Source organism: Nitrospinota bacterium (assembly GCA_016235255.1).
GTDB lineage: Bacteria > Nitrospinota_A > UBA7883 > UBA7883 > JACRLM01 > JACRLM01.
Genome location: JACRLM010000031.1, coordinates 107,449 through 121,284 on the forward strand (window position 1 = coordinate 107,449; position 13,836 = coordinate 121,284).

Annotated in this window: 20 protein-coding genes and 1 tRNA gene; 17 read left to right on the plus strand and 4 right to left on the minus strand. The window is 57.4% G+C overall.

Annotated elements, in window-relative coordinates; genetic code table 11:
* Positions 1-15: 15 nt before the first annotated feature.
* Positions 16-276 (minus strand): CDGSH iron-sulfur domain-containing protein, encoded by a 261-nt coding sequence (locus tag HZB29_03955; GenBank protein ID MBI5814745.1) that lies wholly within the window; start codon positions 274-276, stop codon positions 16-18.
* Between the two features lie 131 nt (positions 277-407).
* On the opposite strand from HZB29_03955, the gene HZB29_03960 reads away from it, so the two are divergent.
* From HZB29_03960 to dinB, 6 genes are all read left to right on the plus strand, one after another.
* Positions 408-761 carry a hypothetical protein gene (locus HZB29_03960; GenBank protein MBI5814746.1) on the plus strand — a complete coding sequence of 118 codons (354 nt, stop codon included), beginning with the start codon at positions 408-410 and terminating at the stop codon, positions 759-761.
* Positions 762-791: 30 nt separating this feature from the next.
* On the plus strand, positions 792-1,253 hold the full coding sequence (locus tag HZB29_03965) for an FxsA family protein (GenBank protein ID MBI5814747.1): 462 nt from the start codon (positions 792-794) through the stop codon (positions 1,251-1,253).
* A 13-nt stretch (positions 1,254-1,266) separates the two neighbouring features.
* The gene (locus HZB29_03970; protein ID MBI5814748.1) at positions 1,267-1,668 is read left to right on the plus strand and encodes a CbiX/SirB N-terminal domain-containing protein; all 402 of its coding nucleotides are present in this window, start codon (positions 1,267-1,269) and stop codon (positions 1,666-1,668) included.
* A gap of 51 nt (positions 1,669-1,719) precedes the next feature.
* Entirely contained in the window at positions 1,720-2,001 is a 282-nt protein-coding gene (locus HZB29_03975) for an NAD(P)H-binding protein (GenBank protein MBI5814749.1), read from the plus strand.
* Positions 1,932-2,243 (plus strand): hypothetical protein, encoded by a 312-nt coding sequence (locus tag HZB29_03980; GenBank protein ID MBI5814750.1) that lies wholly within the window; start codon positions 1,932-1,934, stop codon positions 2,241-2,243. Before HZB29_03975 ends, HZB29_03980 begins: the two co-directional genes overlap by 70 nt.
* Positions 2,244-2,675: 432 nt before the next feature.
* Positions 2,676-3,848 (plus strand): DNA polymerase IV, encoded by a 1,173-nt coding sequence (dinB, locus tag HZB29_03985; GenBank protein ID MBI5814751.1) that lies wholly within the window; start codon positions 2,676-2,678, stop codon positions 3,846-3,848.
* Between the two features lie 92 nt (positions 3,849-3,940).
* Here the strand turns inward: dinB and HZB29_03990 are convergent, their stop codons facing one another.
* Complete coding sequence (locus HZB29_03990; protein MBI5814752.1) at positions 3,941-4,306, minus strand: hypothetical protein; 366 nt, start codon at positions 4,304-4,306, stop codon at positions 3,941-3,943.
* On the opposite strand from HZB29_03990, the gene HZB29_03995 reads away from it, so the two are divergent.
* Positions 4,305-4,628, plus strand: coding sequence for a hypothetical protein (locus tag HZB29_03995; GenBank protein ID MBI5814753.1), 324 nt, complete (start codon positions 4,305-4,307; stop codon positions 4,626-4,628). The two genes, HZB29_03990 and HZB29_03995, sit on opposite strands and share 2 nt — an antisense overlap.
* Positions 4,629-4,681: 53 nt before the next feature.
* Here HZB29_03995 and HZB29_04000 read toward each other — a convergent pair.
* A tRNA-Leu gene (locus HZB29_04000) sits at positions 4,682-4,766 on the minus strand.
* A 230-nt stretch (positions 4,767-4,996) separates the two neighbouring features.
* On the opposite strand from HZB29_04000, the gene HZB29_04005 reads away from it, so the two are divergent.
* The 8 genes from HZB29_04005 (at position 4,997) to HZB29_04040 (ending at position 11,290) form a co-directional block, all read left to right on the plus strand.
* Positions 4,997-5,461: a hypothetical protein gene (locus HZB29_04005; protein ID MBI5814754.1), complete on the plus strand. Its 465-nt coding sequence runs from the start codon at positions 4,997-4,999 to the stop codon at positions 5,459-5,461.
* Between the two features lie 165 nt (positions 5,462-5,626).
* Positions 5,627-6,634 (plus strand): hypothetical protein, encoded by a 1,008-nt coding sequence (locus HZB29_04010; GenBank protein ID MBI5814755.1) that lies wholly within the window; start codon positions 5,627-5,629, stop codon positions 6,632-6,634.
* Complete coding sequence (locus tag HZB29_04015; GenBank protein MBI5814756.1) at positions 6,635-7,621, plus strand: hypothetical protein; 987 nt, start codon at positions 6,635-6,637, stop codon at positions 7,619-7,621.
* Complete coding sequence (locus HZB29_04020) at positions 7,608-8,153, plus strand: redoxin family protein (protein MBI5814757.1); 546 nt, start codon at positions 7,608-7,610, stop codon at positions 8,151-8,153. Before HZB29_04015 ends, HZB29_04020 begins: the two co-directional genes overlap by 14 nt.
* Complete coding sequence (locus HZB29_04025; GenBank protein MBI5814758.1) at positions 8,150-8,431, plus strand: hypothetical protein; 282 nt, start codon at positions 8,150-8,152, stop codon at positions 8,429-8,431. The genes HZB29_04020 and HZB29_04025 overlap by 4 nt, the downstream gene beginning before the upstream one ends.
* Before the next feature lie 116 nt (positions 8,432-8,547).
* Positions 8,548-8,994 (plus strand): four-helix bundle copper-binding protein, encoded by a 447-nt coding sequence (locus HZB29_04030; protein ID MBI5814759.1) that lies wholly within the window; start codon positions 8,548-8,550, stop codon positions 8,992-8,994.
* Between the two features lie 174 nt (positions 8,995-9,168).
* A complete protein-coding gene (locus HZB29_04035; protein ID MBI5814760.1) occupies positions 9,169-10,437 on the plus strand; it encodes an outer membrane protein transport protein in 1,269 nt (422 codons plus the stop codon).
* 67 nt (positions 10,438-10,504) lie between these two features.
* The gene (locus HZB29_04040; GenBank protein MBI5814761.1) at positions 10,505-11,290 is read left to right on the plus strand and encodes a hypothetical protein; all 786 of its coding nucleotides are present in this window, start codon (positions 10,505-10,507) and stop codon (positions 11,288-11,290) included.
* Here HZB29_04040 and HZB29_04045 read toward each other — a convergent pair.
* Positions 11,276-12,115 (minus strand): alpha/beta hydrolase, encoded by an 840-nt coding sequence (locus HZB29_04045; protein MBI5814762.1) that lies wholly within the window; start codon positions 12,113-12,115, stop codon positions 11,276-11,278. The two genes, HZB29_04040 and HZB29_04045, sit on opposite strands and share 15 nt — an antisense overlap.
* A 58-nt stretch (positions 12,116-12,173) precedes the next feature.
* On the opposite strand from HZB29_04045, the gene HZB29_04050 reads away from it, so the two are divergent.
* Both HZB29_04050 and HZB29_04055 read left to right on the plus strand, forming a co-directional pair.
* Positions 12,174-13,145, plus strand: a complete 972-nt coding sequence (locus tag HZB29_04050) for a zinc-binding dehydrogenase (protein ID MBI5814763.1) — start codon at positions 12,174-12,176, stop codon at positions 13,143-13,145.
* Between the two features lie 241 nt (positions 13,146-13,386).
* Complete coding sequence (locus tag HZB29_04055) at positions 13,387-13,770, plus strand: hypothetical protein (GenBank protein MBI5814764.1); 384 nt, start codon at positions 13,387-13,389, stop codon at positions 13,768-13,770.
* Positions 13,771-13,836: the final 66 nt, after the last annotated feature.

The following is a 13,836-nucleotide window of genomic DNA, read 5'->3' on the forward strand; positions in this document are numbered from 1 at the left end:
TTCATGAGTTTTTCCTCAGACCAATCCCGTGAGCATGTGCGTCCCGTCGCAGAAAGGCGGCTTTGTCGTCTTCTTGCATCCGCATAGGGCGGCGTGCCTGTCCTTTTCGATTTCAAAAACCATCGGGACGTTTTTCATCCCTTCATACTCCGTCCCCTTGTGCGACCCGTCGCAGAAAGGCTGCTTTCTGGAAAGCCCGCACCCGCACCATGCGTAACTTCCAGCCTTAAGCTCCACGATGTAAGGAGCGTTCTTCGGCGATTTGGGATCAGGCATCGGGGCGCTCCGGCTTAATATTTTGTTTCCGCAATTTTACACGCCTGGCCGCCCAACGCAAGCGTCACGATTACTTATTGACGCAATATTGTTATATACTGGTGAGAGTGGATTTTACGGGACTTTTTGGCATGAATATAAAAGACCTTCTCTTTTATTTGACGGCGGGCCTTGTGGCGGCGCTGCTGGTCAACCATTTCGCCGGGCTGGACATCGGCTTTCTGAACAGGATAGAAAGCTCGGTGGTCTCGTCCGGAGCAAAAAGGGAAGGTTCCTTTCGCGATTACAGTTCCACACCGGACACCTCCGGCTCATCCGGGCCGAGTGTTGAATGCCAGAACATGCGCAAGTCCCTTGGCGACAGGCGCGGTTTTATCAGGGGCGAGATTGGCAAAGCCAAAGGTGACGGGGATTTTGTCAAAGTCCGGGAACTGGAAAAGGAACTTTCCGATCTGGCCGAAAAAGAAAGATCCGTCTGCGGATAGACCTTCAATCAAGCGGCCTTAAGGATTCACATGTTCCTGAAACTTTTTCTTCTTTTCACCATCGTCCCCACCATTGAGATATGGCTTATCATCAAGATCGGCAGGCTGATCGGCCCGTTCCCCACCGTGGCGATGCTGCTGATCTCCGGCGCGGTGGGCGCGTATTACGCCAGGCGGCAGGGGCTTTATGTGATCAACCAGTTCACCGCCACGCTAAACCGTGGGGAATTCCCGGCGGACGCGCTTTTGGACGGCCTTTTGGTGGTGGTGGGCGGGGCGTTGATGGTGGCCCCCGGTTTCATCACGGACATCGTTGGGATCATACTCGTCACACCCCTGTCACGCCGGTCCGTAAAGCCGTTCGTGGTGAGGTGGGCGCAAAGGAATATGAAGGCCAGGGTGGTATATTCTTCCGGCTTTGGCGGCAATCACCGGACTGATTTTAACGGCGGCCAGGCCGGCCGGCCCGATGACGACGTGATAGACGTCTAGCGGAAAGTTTGTGATGGCTGACCGGAAAAATGAAAAACAAGGCGGCGCCAAGGGGCTGATCCTGTTCGCCCACGGCAGCCGCGACCCTCGCTGGAAAGAGCCTTTCGAAAAGCTGGAGCGGATGCTTTCAGGCCAGTTGAAAGAGGTGGCGGTGCGGGTTGCGTACCTGCAGGACTGCCCGCCGGACATTTTTAGCGCCGCGGAGGAAATGGCCCGGAACGGCGCCGCCAAAGTGACGGTGATCCCCATGTTCCTGGCGGTAGGATCGCACTCAGCCAACGATTTTCCGAAAATAGCTGGCCGGGTGGCCGCCAGCCTGCCGCAGGTGGAATTCACCTGGACGGACGTCATCGGCCAATGGGAAGAGACGCTTTCGGCGCTGGCCATGTTGATCGGCGGCAGGATAAACGGATAAACGGCCAAAGCGAAACGTTCGCGCAAATCCTGTTTTTCGCGATGAACCGGCATGGAGATATTCGCCGGGGATATGGAAGACACCATCACCCTGGACCGGGCGTTCAAGGGAGTGGACAGGGTGTTCCTGCTTTCATCCGCCGAGCCGGCGCAGGCAAGGCTGCAAGGAAACGTGGTGAAGGCCGCCGCCAAGGCCGGTGTTTCACTATTGGTGAAGCAGTCGGCGATGGGGGCCGGCCCGAACTCACCTGTGGCCCTCGCCAGATGGCACTGGGAAACGGAGGCCCGGAGGCGATCGGCCTTGAAAAGGTGGCCGAGATACTGTCCGGCGTGACAGGCAGACGCGTGACATACGTGGACATCCCGCTGGACGAGGCGAGAAGGACCATGACGCGCGAAGGACTGCCGGATTGGCTGGCCGATGATCTGCGCAAGCTGTACGAGATATTCAGCGCGGGCCGGGGGGCCAAAGTCAGCCCGTGCGTGGAAGACATCACCGGAAGAGCGCCGAGAGACTTCGAGCGTTTCCTCCACGATTACGCGGAAACGTTCATCGGAGAACTCGTCCATCACTAGAGCCGTAGATTTCACGGCTCGCGGCGGGCGGGCGGCAACGTCCGCCCTTCGTTTTATCACACGTTTATTTTTTTCTTGATTTTCGCTTTTTATTTGCTATACTGCCCCCATGAACGAAAATAAAACGAAAATAGTCATGCTACTGGTTGGCTCCGCAAGGGAAGTCCGGGAGATGTTGCGGATGCGGAAAAATCCACTCCTCGCTTTAGCCGAAGGGGAAAACACATCACCGGTCATTTTTGGATCGCCATGCCGGGATATGGGAACGATCCGCCAGCAGAGGTTTCAATGTATTTAAAACACCCTGATTTAACCGCCATTAATGGCAATAGAGGGGATTTTAAAACGTTTTACCGGGGTCATACGGCTACGGCCCCACTCCACAATCCGGAGGCTGACGGTGAAAAACCCAGAACCATCCTTCATATAGACATGGACGCGTTCTTCGTCTCTGTGGAAGAAGCCTTGAACCCGAAACTCAAAGGTAAACCGGTGATTGTGGGGGGCGACCCTGGCGGGCGGGGGGTGGTGACTTCCGCTTCGTACAAGGCGCGCGAATATGGCGTGCGCGCCGCCATGCCTCTTGCCCAGGCGAAAAAACTCTGCCCGAAAGGCATCTTCCTTAAAGGGTCGCACAGGCTTTATTCCACATATTCCCGCCGGATCATGGAAATCCTGGAGCGCTACACCCCCGCCGTGGAGCAGGTGAGCGTGGACGAGGCGTATATGGACCTTACCGGGTGCGAACGGGCGCACAAGGCGGACGCGGTGACCATCGCCGAACGTATCCACCAGGCCATAAGCGATGAAGTGGGGGTGCCGTGCTCCATCGGGATAGCGCAAAACAAGGTCACCGCCAAGATAGCCGCCAACATGGCCAAGCCAAACGGGATGCTTTATGTGCGCCCCGGGCGCGAGGCGGATTTTCTGGCGCCGCTCCCCATCGGCAAGATGCCGGGGGTGGGGCCTTCCACGGAAAAAGAGCTTTATAAACTGGGTGTCCACAAAATCGGCGACCTGGCCCGGTTCCCCGTGGACACGCTGGAAAAGGTCTTCGGCAAGCGCGCCTCCTGGCTTTCCGAAAAGGCGGCGGGACGAGGCGGCTCCGAGGTCTCCACGGATGACGACGACGCAAAGTCCATCGGGCGGGAGCTGACATACGCCGCGGACACATCCGACCCGGAGATGCTGGAGGCGACACTGTCGTACCTCTCCGAAAGCGTGGGCCAAAGGTTACGAAGGGCGGGGCTTGTGTTCTGCCGGGTGACGGTGAAGCTTCGCTATGCGGACTTTAACACCTACACCCGCGCAAAAACCATCGCAAACCCGGCCAGCGGCACGGGAGACATATACAGGGCGGCGCGGGACATCCTCCACAACCTTTACACAAGGCGGGCCGCCGTGCGGCTTATCGGGGTTACGGTCTCCTGCCTGGCCGAGCCGCCGAAACAGACGACGATATTCGACGCGCCGGCGTCACTCTCCGCCGAGCGTCTGACGCGGCAGGTGGACGAGGCAAAAGAGCGTTTCGGCTTCCACTCCGCCATGACCGCCCGGTCATACGTGTTCGCAAAAGCGATGGAGGGGAGAAAACGGGTGGCGTGACCGGGGGGTCTTCGGCGCCATCATGGTTTCGGCGCGAAAATCTCCCCCTTCATGATCCTTTGCTTGCCAATCCCTTGCGCACCGCTGTTATTTCAGCCCATCCTGGCGGCCGAACTCCTGAACTGCGCCTTGTTGTGCCTGGGCAAAAACCTCGGCAGGATGCGCCGCTCCTTTTTGAGCATGTAGGTCGGCGTCTGATGGGTCAGCATCCCTTTTTTATAGGGGGCTTTCTCTTCAAACCTGCCTTCCATCTTCACATACGTGGAATCGCGTTTCATAAACGCCTCCTTCCCGCCATAAACCCTCTGGCGGACCGATATCGCCGCCGCAAACATCATGCGGCGTCTCCTGATTAGATTATTGGCCCTGTGGCCGATTACGTCAATAGCCGGGGCGCAGCGCCCACCGTCCCGGCAGGGGAAAGCGGCGGCGATTTTATTCTGGGCGCTAATATTCATGTCGTTCGCCGCAATGGTGGACGTGGTCTATTCAAGAAGCCATCCGGCGGTGTATCAGGCGGACGCCTCGATGCAAGGCCCGGATTTCTGGCTCGGCAGAAAATCGGTGAACGTGACTGACGCCGAATGGAAGGCCCCGATCCAGCTTCCTGGCCCGGCGGACACATGGGCGGGAGGGGAGAGCAAGGAAATACACCTTTTCCCGCCATTGGAGCGGAGCGTTGAGTACACGATAGAAATCATGGACAGCCATCGCACAATTCCCCCGTCCCTTGAAATTATTTCAAACGGGAGGGTGATTGTGTGGCGTTACTGTGGATAGTGAGCGCGCTTGAAGGAAAGAGCCTGGATCGGAAATTGGCGGCGCGTGATAATTGGTGCCCTGGTTCGGATTCGAACCGAAACGGGTCTCCCCACCACCCCCTCAAGATGGCGTGTCTACCAGTTCCACCACCAGGGCGCCTGATCTTAACGCGCGCCCCGCGCCATAAGGCCAACGCGGGACGAACAGCTATTTTACAAAAAAACAGGCCGCCGTCCACGAAAAAAGTTTTTGCCCCCCGTCCGCGCGCCCAAAACCGCAGGATCCGCGCGGCAAACAAAAATGTTGACAGTGGCTCGTAAAATCCGTAAACTCCGCTTAAGTTCATAAAAAAATCATCGTCGCAATTTCCGCGGAGCTTGAAACGGTTGAAGCGGGCCTTATTCCTTTTCCTGTCCATCGTGGCGCTTGGCGCGCTCTATGGCGGCACGGCCTCAGCCACAGCCATCATTCCGGACGGGAACAACTCGCTTGGCGACATAATCTGCGGATTTCATAGCGAGCCCAAATCAGCTCCGGCCCAGTCCGGCGCGGCGCTTGACGGCGCCCTGTCCGGTGAATTAGGGGCCGGCCTGGCTTCATTGCAGCACGGCCAAATGGCCGCCAAGTGCCACACCGGCAAAAATGCGGCGTTCCACGCCTCGTCCGGATGCTGCCTTAAGAACTGCGGAGGGCTGGCCGCCGCCGCCGGACATGACATGACAGACTCTCATTTCCTCGCCGAGGCCGAAGCCCTCCCCAAGACGCCCGGCCACGCGGGGATTTTCGCCCAGTGCCAGATTGTCAACAAAGGCCGTTTAGACGGTCCCAATCCAAGACCACCATCCATCTGACCTTTTCCTGTTCGCCAGCTTGCCGCTGAGGGAGGATTGTCCTCCACCAACAGCATGCCCGGCTGGCGCTCCACTTTGCTTTCCTTTTAACTGATTTAAACATTTTTCGCGCCCTTGCCTCGGCAAGTTTGAAAAAGGCGCGTGTTTTACAGGGGGTTTGGGTTTATGTCTAACGTGTTCGCCGCCGTCATGGCGGTCTTTATATGGCCTTTCAGTGTCGTTTACCGCAAGTTAAAGCCGGCCATCGCTCCGGTCATTATGCTTGTGTCCGCAATCGCGTTAAGCTCCTGCGGTTCGTCCGGCTCGTCAACTCCGGCCGATTCGGACACCCTGAAATCAACATCGTCGTACCGGGTGGAGCTGGTGACGCCGGATATGGGCCTGACCAACGGCAAGGCGCGGTTCCAGCTTAAAATCACGGACAAGTCATCCGGGCTCCCCGTGACGGGCCTGGCTTCCGCTGTGACGCTCAATCCTGTGATGGAGATGTCCACAATGTCCCACGGAACTGCCGTTCCGCCGGACGCCGTGCAGGAAAGTTCGACTGCCGGCACGTATGACTGCACTGTCTATTTTGTCATGGCCAGCGTGGACGCCTCCGGTATGTCCATGGGAACATGGAACCTGAACGTGGCAGTCAACGGCGAGGAGGTGACCTTCACCCCCGCCGTGCAGATGTACATGGGGACGGACACCCAGCGCATAATCCTGCGCAGCAACGACGACATGACGATGGGAACGGACGGGACAATGTCCGCCCGCTGGTACCACGTTTACAACGCGGGCCTGGTCCCCGGCGAAACGCATGGCAGCGCCTTCACAGTCTATATCGCCGCGCAGGAGGAAGGGCTGATGCATTTCCCCGCCATCACAGCCGGGACGCAGCTTTTGGGCATGGACGGCGCCGTCCAGAAGACCATAGACAGCCTTCTGGTGGAGATATCCGCCGACGGGGCTGAATGGGATCCGATGACCTGCTCGTCCAACGGGCAGTGCGAAGGGCACATGCATCACGCATATTCCGCCGGAGAACAGGCCACTGCGTACATACGGGTGACCATCAACGGCGTGACGTACACCACCGACGGCGGGGCGGCAAACAACTCCTCCGATCCTGCGTCCAACAACGCCAACGCGGTCTTCACGGCCACGATGGCTGGAAGCGGAATGTAAATGAGCCTGTCTCCTTTCTCTTTCATTTCCTTAATCGGAGCGGCGGCCTTGCTGATCGGGGCCGCCGCCCCCGATGGGGCGTGGGCGGCGTCATGCTGCGGAGGCGGGGGCGCGTCTTCACTGGTGCTGCCCAAGTTTTCGCAGGGGATGTTCGACGTCTCTTTGGACGTGGAGAAATACGACGGCTACTGGAACTCGGACGGCAAATACATGTCCGACCCGCCCGGTTCCGCCCTTGGCCAGTACAGGCTCAACCTGGGGGGCGCCATGAGGCTTTCGGACAACTGGCAGGCCTCGGTTTCGCTTCCGCTTGCGTGGAACGACAACAAATATTCGGCCGTAAATTCGCAGACCCGGGGCATGGGCGACATGGCCCTTGGCGTCTGGTATGAAGCGTTCGACAACATCATGTGCGCATGGAAAGTGCGGGAGCTTGCGGATTTGAGGCCAGCGGTATATCTCGGGGCGGCGCTCACCGTCCCCACCGGCGTGTCGCAGTTTGACGACGTGCAAAGCAGCTTCGACGTCACCGGGCGCGGGTTCTGGCGGCTGGACGGGAACCTGCTTGTGGAAAAGACCATTTTCCCATGGAGCGTCTCCTTCCAATACTCATACGGAGTTTATTTCGAAAGGCCCGTCAACAAAGAATACGGGGAGTACATAAAGCCATATCACAAAAAACCGGGCGGCAGGCGTTCAATCTCCCTCTCCGGCGGATACACCCATTTCATGCAGGACATGAATTCGCTGACAATCGGCGCCGCAGTGGCCGACTTGGCTGAAAACAAGGGGGCCATCGACGGGGGGAGCGATCCCGCCTCCGGGATGAAAAAGCAATCGGTGACCGGATCGCTGGCCTGGGCGAACCCGGAGCGCGAATGGGTGGTGAAGATGAGCGTCAACCACACTTTCAAGCAGGACAATTATGGGGAGAACTTCCCGGCCACGGACATTTTCACGATAGGTATAAGCCATGTCATTCGTTAAGCGGGCCATCGGCCTGTTATGCGCGGCGGCAATAAGCTCCTGCGGAGGGACCTATGACGACCTGCGCCCGTCGGGGGAAGACTTGCGCCCACAGGCCAGCTCCGGAGAGGCCTCCGCAACTTCCAAAGCGGCGGATTTCACCCTTTCGGACACGTTGGGGCGCAGCGTGAACCTTTATGAGACCCTGGCGACGGGCAAGGGCGTGGTCCTGTATTTCACCATGTGGTGCCCGATATGCGCCGCCCACATGGACCATATGCTAAACAACGTGACGCCCCTTTTCCCCGATATCAGGTTTTTCCTTGTTGATTACGTGTCCGGGACTGTCCAGGGAGCCAGGGGCGAGGAAGTGTCCAACGGATATTCCGGGACTGCGTTCACCACGCTGGTGGATTCCAATGGAGCCTTGCTTGGGTCGTACGGAGCCACGATGGGGACAACGGTGGTGATCGCTTCCGATGGGGAAATCGTGATGAATGAGGATTACAAGGATGGAAAGGCCCTGACGGCGGCGCTGGAGGGGCTTCAATGAAAAGAGTGAGCCTTCTGATGGCGCTGGCGATTGCCGCCGCTTTGACCGCAGCCGCCTATGGACAGGCCGGGGACAAACCTGGCGCTGGCGAGACACTGTTCAAGGAGCGGTGCGCCGTCTGCCACGCCCTTCCATATCCGCAGGCGCTAAGCCGGGCTCAATGGGAGGTGGCGCTAAAAACCATGAACAAGAGGCTTGCCCGGAAAGGGATGGCCACATTGACCGAGGAGGAGACGGCCACATTGAAAAGTTACTTTATGTCCATGCAGGGGAAATAGCATGCGCCTATTTACATGATCCTTCCTCCCCTCATCGGGGGGCGGTTCCCCCACAACCGCCCCCCTTCTTTTTTGCGTGATATCTTATACCTTACAACCTATTTTGAGGAGGCAATATGAACAGGAGAGAGTTGATTATCGGGGCTGGGGCAATGGCCGTGGCGGCTGTTTCCGGCACGGCTTTCGCCGCCGACGAACATCAGCACCACCATGCGTCCGGCGGCGGAGCGTATGACAAGCTGATATCCGAAGCGGTGGAATGTATGAAACGCGGCGAACTGTGCCTGCATCATTGTTTTACATCGTTCGCCGCTGGCGACACCGCGCTAGCCGCCTGCGCAAGCTCCGTCAACGACATGCTGGCGTTCTGCGCGGCCACGGTGAAGATCGCCGCCAACGAGAGCAAATATGCAAAGGAGGCCGTGGCCACTTGCATGAAGATATGCCAGGACTGCGAAAACGAATGCAGGAAACACGAAAAGAAGCACGCCACATGCAAAGATTGCGCGGACTCCTGCGCCAAATGCGTGGCCGAATGCAAGAATATCCTCGCGGCGGCCTGAAACTCACCATCATTTCATTGCGGGGGCGGCCCTTTTTTATGTGGCCGTCCCCTTTCTTTTATTGACGCGCAACGCCAAAACTGATACAAATTCAGCTATTAATAAGAATTTTCCACCTTGTTAGGGGACGTAGATATGAAAAGACTGGCACAAGCTTTGATAGCGGCTATTTTTATGGCCACACCGAATATGGCCGCGGCATCCGGCTTCCGCATCCCGGAAGTGGACAACGCCGGCACGGCGATGGGGCAGGCAGTGTCCGCCTCCGTGACCGACGCCGCCAGCGTTTATCACAATCCGGCGGCCATGATAGAGGTGCCAAACTACGCCGTCAAAGCGGGCGTTCAGTTCATCGATCCTGTGTCTGAATTCACGTCGGCGGACGCCGAATACGCGGGGCAGAACCGGACGGAAAAAACGTCCAACACCACTTTCGCCGTGCCGAGCCTTTACCTGGTCAGGAGCTTCGCGGAATCTGGGCTGGCCGTGGGCTTTGGCGCTTTTTCCAATTTCGGGCTTGGAACATCGTGGTCGGACTACGGCCGGTTCCGTTATAACGCCACGGACACCACCCTTCGCACCACCACTTACAACCTCAACGTGGCCAAGAAATTTGGCGACAGGTTTTCCGCCGCCGTCGGTGTGGACATGATGACCTCCGACGCCCGGCTGGACGCGATGTATCCGTTCTACTACTTCGAGGCGGGCGCCGCGGACGGTTACAGGATCGTTAAAGGGACCGGAAACGGCTACGGCTTTAACGCCGCGGTGCTGTTCAAGCCTACGGGCAACATAAAGGCGTCCCTTACCTACAGGTCCAAGGTCAAGACAACGATCTCCGGCACGGCGGAAATCCTCAACTTCCCCGGAACCCTCGGGGCGCTTGTGGGCGGGGCCGGCGGCGACTATAACAGCGGGGCCGAGGTGGACATAAACTATCCGGACATCGCGGTGCTAGGCATATCCTGGCAGGCCAACGAAAAGCTGCTGGTGGAGGTTGACGTTGACTACACAGGGTGGTCCTCCTATGACAAGCTTGAGTTTAAGTTTTCCAAGCCGCTGACGCTGTCCAACGGCGTCTCCTTGCTCCCGGCCACTTCCACCCAGACCAAGGACTGGACCAATACCACGGCCATCCGCGTCGGCGCGGCGTACAAGATCACCCCGGCCACAACGTTGCGCGCCGGGTATGTCAACGACAAGTCCGCGGTGCCGGACGCGACCTTTGATCCCCGCACACCGGACTCCGACCGGAACATCGTTTCTTTCGGCTTCGGCTACAGGGCGGGGGACCGCTTCACGCTGGACGCCACTTACGCTTACCTGTGGACCGCTTCGCGCACGGTGAACAACACCGTGGGCAACGAGGTCGGCTCTTCGGTGGACGGCGATTACAAGTCCACCGCGAACATCTTCGGGCTCTCCATCGGTTACGACTTCTGACATTCGATTCGTTTGAACATGGCGGGGGGCCTTCACGGCTCCCCGCTTTTTTTATGGGCGGAGAAACATGATCGGCGTTTTGCTGACAAGCACATGCTGGTATGAAGGGATAGACAAGGAGACTTTCGCCGCCAGAGTGGAAGAGCTTGTCAAATGCATCACGACCCTGCGCGGCCACATCAGCCAGCCGTATGAACTCATCATTGCCGACAACTCCCCGGCAGGCAAAATGCCCTCCGAACAGATACTCGAATTGTGCCCCCCCGGCGCCATAATGCTTCGCCCGGCAAGCAATCCCGGGAAAAGCGTGGGAGAGGCCACGCTTGTGCGCGACGGGGTGCATTTATCCGCTTCCCGAGGCCATAAATGGCTATTAAAACTCACAGGCAGGTATTTTATTTTCGGCGGCTGGAGCCTGGACAGCACGATAGAAATGCTCGAAAAACGCCGCAAAAACCTTTATGTCCATCTGACTGGCGCTCCTTTGAATAAAATCCCGTGGGCTAAGGGGCACCCATTGCTGGAAAAGGAAGGGCAGGCGGAAGCCCTGCTTACCCATGTGGCGACACAGGTGTTCATCGCCAGGCCGGATTATCTGGTCAATTCCGGCGCGCTTTCAAATGATTTCCTTTACAGGGAAAACCGATGGGTGAATTATGAGCAGCTTTTCTGGCATGCCATAAGGAACCTCGATTTCCTGCACTGGCCCGATCCTCCCGTGGACGGATATGAAGCGAACAAGTCCACGGGGATCACCATCCAGCGGAGGCTTGCGTTATTGCGCAACAACGTCTATGAGACCACGGAGAATTACGGCCAACTTGCGCACGTGGACATATCATCGCTGCTGTGAAGCGTTCTCCAGCCTTTCTTGAATCCAGTTTATCGTCCGCTCAGGCGCGCCTTGGGCCTCAAGGGCGTTTCCATGCCCGGCGCCTTTCGCCACCAGAAAATATTTGGGCCCGGCCGCCATTTCGTAAAACGCCTGGCCGTGCGAAAATGGGATAATCGTGTCGGCCGTCCCGTGGATGAAAAGCTTTGGGGTGGCAAGCCGGCCGGCTATGGCGCCATTGTCCATGGCGTCGGTCACCAGCGCCGCCGGGATCCATGGGAATATTTCGGTGGCGAAAGTTCGAAGCGAGATAAAAGAAGACTCCACCACCACCCCCGCCACAGCCGGATATTTCTCCGCCACAGCCAGCGCCGCCGCTCCGCCAAGTGAAAAGCCCCACAGCACAATTCTGTCCAGCGGGACTTTATGTTTTACGTGGAGCCACTCCAACGCCGCCACCGCGTCCTGGGCCACTCCCTCAATAGACGGCGTCCCTTCGCTGATCCCGTATCCGCGATAGTCCACAAGAAGTATATTGGCCTTCAACGGCGCCAACGCCTTTGCGAACCCAACCCTGTGCGAGACGTTTTCCGCGTTGCCGTGGAAGAACACCACATACCCGGCGGCCTCCTTTTTCGGCAACAGCCAGCCGTGAATCCTGAATCGTCCCGACTCCATGGTCACATCCCGGTATTCCATCTCCATCATGGAGGGATTTATCTGCAGGCCGCCGGGGGGATGGAAAAGATACACAGGCTCCATTATCCTGATATAACCCCGCAGGGAGACGAGTGCGAGAGCTAAAATCAGCGCCGCAAGAAGAAGATTTTTTGGACGCGAAGTCATATATTATCCATTGGATGGCCCGGACTGGCAGTATAACCGAACCTGGAAGGGGGATGTGATGAAGATGATGAAAGCGGTATTGGCGGACGGACCCGGCGGGCCGGAGGTATTGCGGCTTGCGGAAGTTGCAAGGCCTCAGGCGGGACCGGGGGAGATCGTGGTGTCGGTCAAGGCGTGCGCCCTGAATCCGGTGGACTATAAAATCAGGGCCGGCTATCTTTCCGCCCGCAGGACATATCCGGCGATTTATGGATATGACGTCTCCGGAGTCGTGGATGAAACGGGCGCAGGAGTCTCCGAATTCGCCCCCGGAGATGAAGTGTTCTATTGCGCGGAGCTTTTCGGGCAAGGGGCGTATGCGCAATTTCACGCCGTACGGACGGACATCGTCCATAAAAAACCGGCAAACCTGACCCATGTTCAGGCGGCGGCCATTCCGCTTGCCGGGATGGCGGCATGGCAAGGGCTTTTCAAGCAGGCGCGTCTTGCCATGGGGGAGACCATTCTTATATATGGAGCCGCCGGAGGGGTTGGATCCCTTGCGGTCCAGATGGCTTCGTGGGCTGGCGCCAGGGTGATCGGGGTCTGCTCCACCGCTAACTTTGAATATTTGAAAAGTCTCGGGGCGGACCACATCGTTGACTATACAAAAGGGAGTGTGGCCGAAAGGATTCACCAGATCACCAATGGCGAGGGAGTTGAGGTGGTTTTAGAAACGGTGGGGGATGATTGCCTAATAGAAAGCTTTGAGATAATAAAGCAATTCGGGCGGATAGTATTCCTGAACGCCATAACATCAAACAAGCCACTTTCCGCCTTGAATCCCGCCAAGCTTAAAAACGCGGCCATTTTCTGCGAGCTGGAGCGCCCCGCAAAGGAGACCCTGTCCGCTATTTACACCCTCGTAACACGCGGATTTATAAAGCCGCAGGTGGACCAAGTGATAAGCCTTGGGCAAGTGGCTGAAGGTCATAGGAGGCTGGAGGGGCGGCATGGCCGCGGAAAGATTGTAATAGACCTCTCCATTTAACTGGCGCGTCCAAAGTATAGCTCCGGAATTTCCGTTTTAGAATCCCCAAGCTTTTATCATTGTTTATCAATGCATTACCTTTCAACAGCAGCAAATATGCGCAACTTTTTGAATCCTTCACATTTAACAGACATCTAACTTAACATTATAAAGTTAACTTTCTAGAGGGTAGTGGGACATGGATCAAAGCAAAGCCGGTCAACATTTCGTTGTCATAATTCTCAGTTTATCCGTCCTTTTGATGATTATCTTCTCTGCCATTTTCTACGCGGGGGTTTTTTACGACAACTGGTACAGCGCGGACTATATGCTTGTGGTCGCGGCGACAATCGTGCTGTTCTCGGACCTGACTTACGCCTGCATCGGGGCGGGCTACCTGATAATCAACCGCGCTTACCCGGTTTCAAAGTCCAATATAATACTCGCCTTTGCGGCCATCCCGCTCCAGACCCTGCCTTCGTTAAAGCAGATGTATGAGCCGGTCATCGGCCCGGTGTCTGACATGTCGGCGGCCTGGGCGGGGCTTGCGGTCTCCGCGGTCCTGCTGGCATGGTGCCTGGCCGAAACCGTAAAACTCATCAAGACTTATCCGGGACATTTTGTCCCCAGCGAAGCCACCAGGTAGATCCCTCCCCCTGTGGTTATCGGGCCGGCGCGGAAACCCCACCCGCGCCGGCATTTTTATTTTGTG

Bases quoted from the DNA above. Each gene is read 5' to 3' on its own strand.
- HZB29_03955 (MBI5814745.1), bottom strand. From the start codon at position 276: ATGCCTGATCCCAAATCGCCGAAGAACGCTCCTTACATCGTGGAGCTT.
- HZB29_03960 (MBI5814746.1), top strand. From the start codon at position 408: ATGAATATAAAAGACCTTCTCTTTTATTTGACGGCGGGCCTTGTGGCG.
- HZB29_03965 (MBI5814747.1), top strand. From the start codon at position 792: ATGTTCCTGAAACTTTTTCTTCTTTTCACCATCGTCCCCACCATTGAG.
- HZB29_03970 (MBI5814748.1), top strand. From the start codon at position 1,267: ATGGCTGACCGGAAAAATGAAAAACAAGGCGGCGCCAAGGGGCTGATC.
- HZB29_03975 (MBI5814749.1), top strand. From the start codon at position 1,720: ATGGAGATATTCGCCGGGGATATGGAAGACACCATCACCCTGGACCGG.
- HZB29_03980 (MBI5814750.1), top strand. From the start codon at position 1,932: ATGGCACTGGGAAACGGAGGCCCGGAGGCGATCGGCCTTGAAAAGGTG.
- dinB (MBI5814751.1), top strand. From the start codon at position 2,676: ATGGACGCGTTCTTCGTCTCTGTGGAAGAAGCCTTGAACCCGAAACTC.
- HZB29_03995 (MBI5814753.1), top strand. From the start codon at position 4,305: ATGTCGTTCGCCGCAATGGTGGACGTGGTCTATTCAAGAAGCCATCCG.
- HZB29_03990 (MBI5814752.1), bottom strand. From the start codon at position 4,306: ATGAATATTAGCGCCCAGAATAAAATCGCCGCCGCTTTCCCCTGCCGG.
- HZB29_04010 (MBI5814755.1), top strand. From the start codon at position 5,627: ATGTCTAACGTGTTCGCCGCCGTCATGGCGGTCTTTATATGGCCTTTC.
- HZB29_04015 (MBI5814756.1), top strand. From the start codon at position 6,635: ATGAGCCTGTCTCCTTTCTCTTTCATTTCCTTAATCGGAGCGGCGGCC.
- HZB29_04020 (MBI5814757.1), top strand. From the start codon at position 7,608: ATGTCATTCGTTAAGCGGGCCATCGGCCTGTTATGCGCGGCGGCAATA.
- HZB29_04025 (MBI5814758.1), top strand. From the start codon at position 8,150: ATGAAAAGAGTGAGCCTTCTGATGGCGCTGGCGATTGCCGCCGCTTTG.
- HZB29_04030 (MBI5814759.1), top strand. From the start codon at position 8,548: ATGAACAGGAGAGAGTTGATTATCGGGGCTGGGGCAATGGCCGTGGCG.
- HZB29_04035 (MBI5814760.1), top strand. From the start codon at position 9,169: ATGGCCACACCGAATATGGCCGCGGCATCCGGCTTCCGCATCCCGGAA.
- HZB29_04040 (MBI5814761.1), top strand. From the start codon at position 10,505: ATGATCGGCGTTTTGCTGACAAGCACATGCTGGTATGAAGGGATAGAC.
- HZB29_04045 (MBI5814762.1), bottom strand. From the start codon at position 12,115: ATGACTTCGCGTCCAAAAAATCTTCTTCTTGCGGCGCTGATTTTAGCT.
- HZB29_04050 (MBI5814763.1), top strand. From the start codon at position 12,174: ATGAAGATGATGAAAGCGGTATTGGCGGACGGACCCGGCGGGCCGGAG.
- HZB29_04055 (MBI5814764.1), top strand. From the start codon at position 13,387: ATGATTATCTTCTCTGCCATTTTCTACGCGGGGGTTTTTTACGACAAC.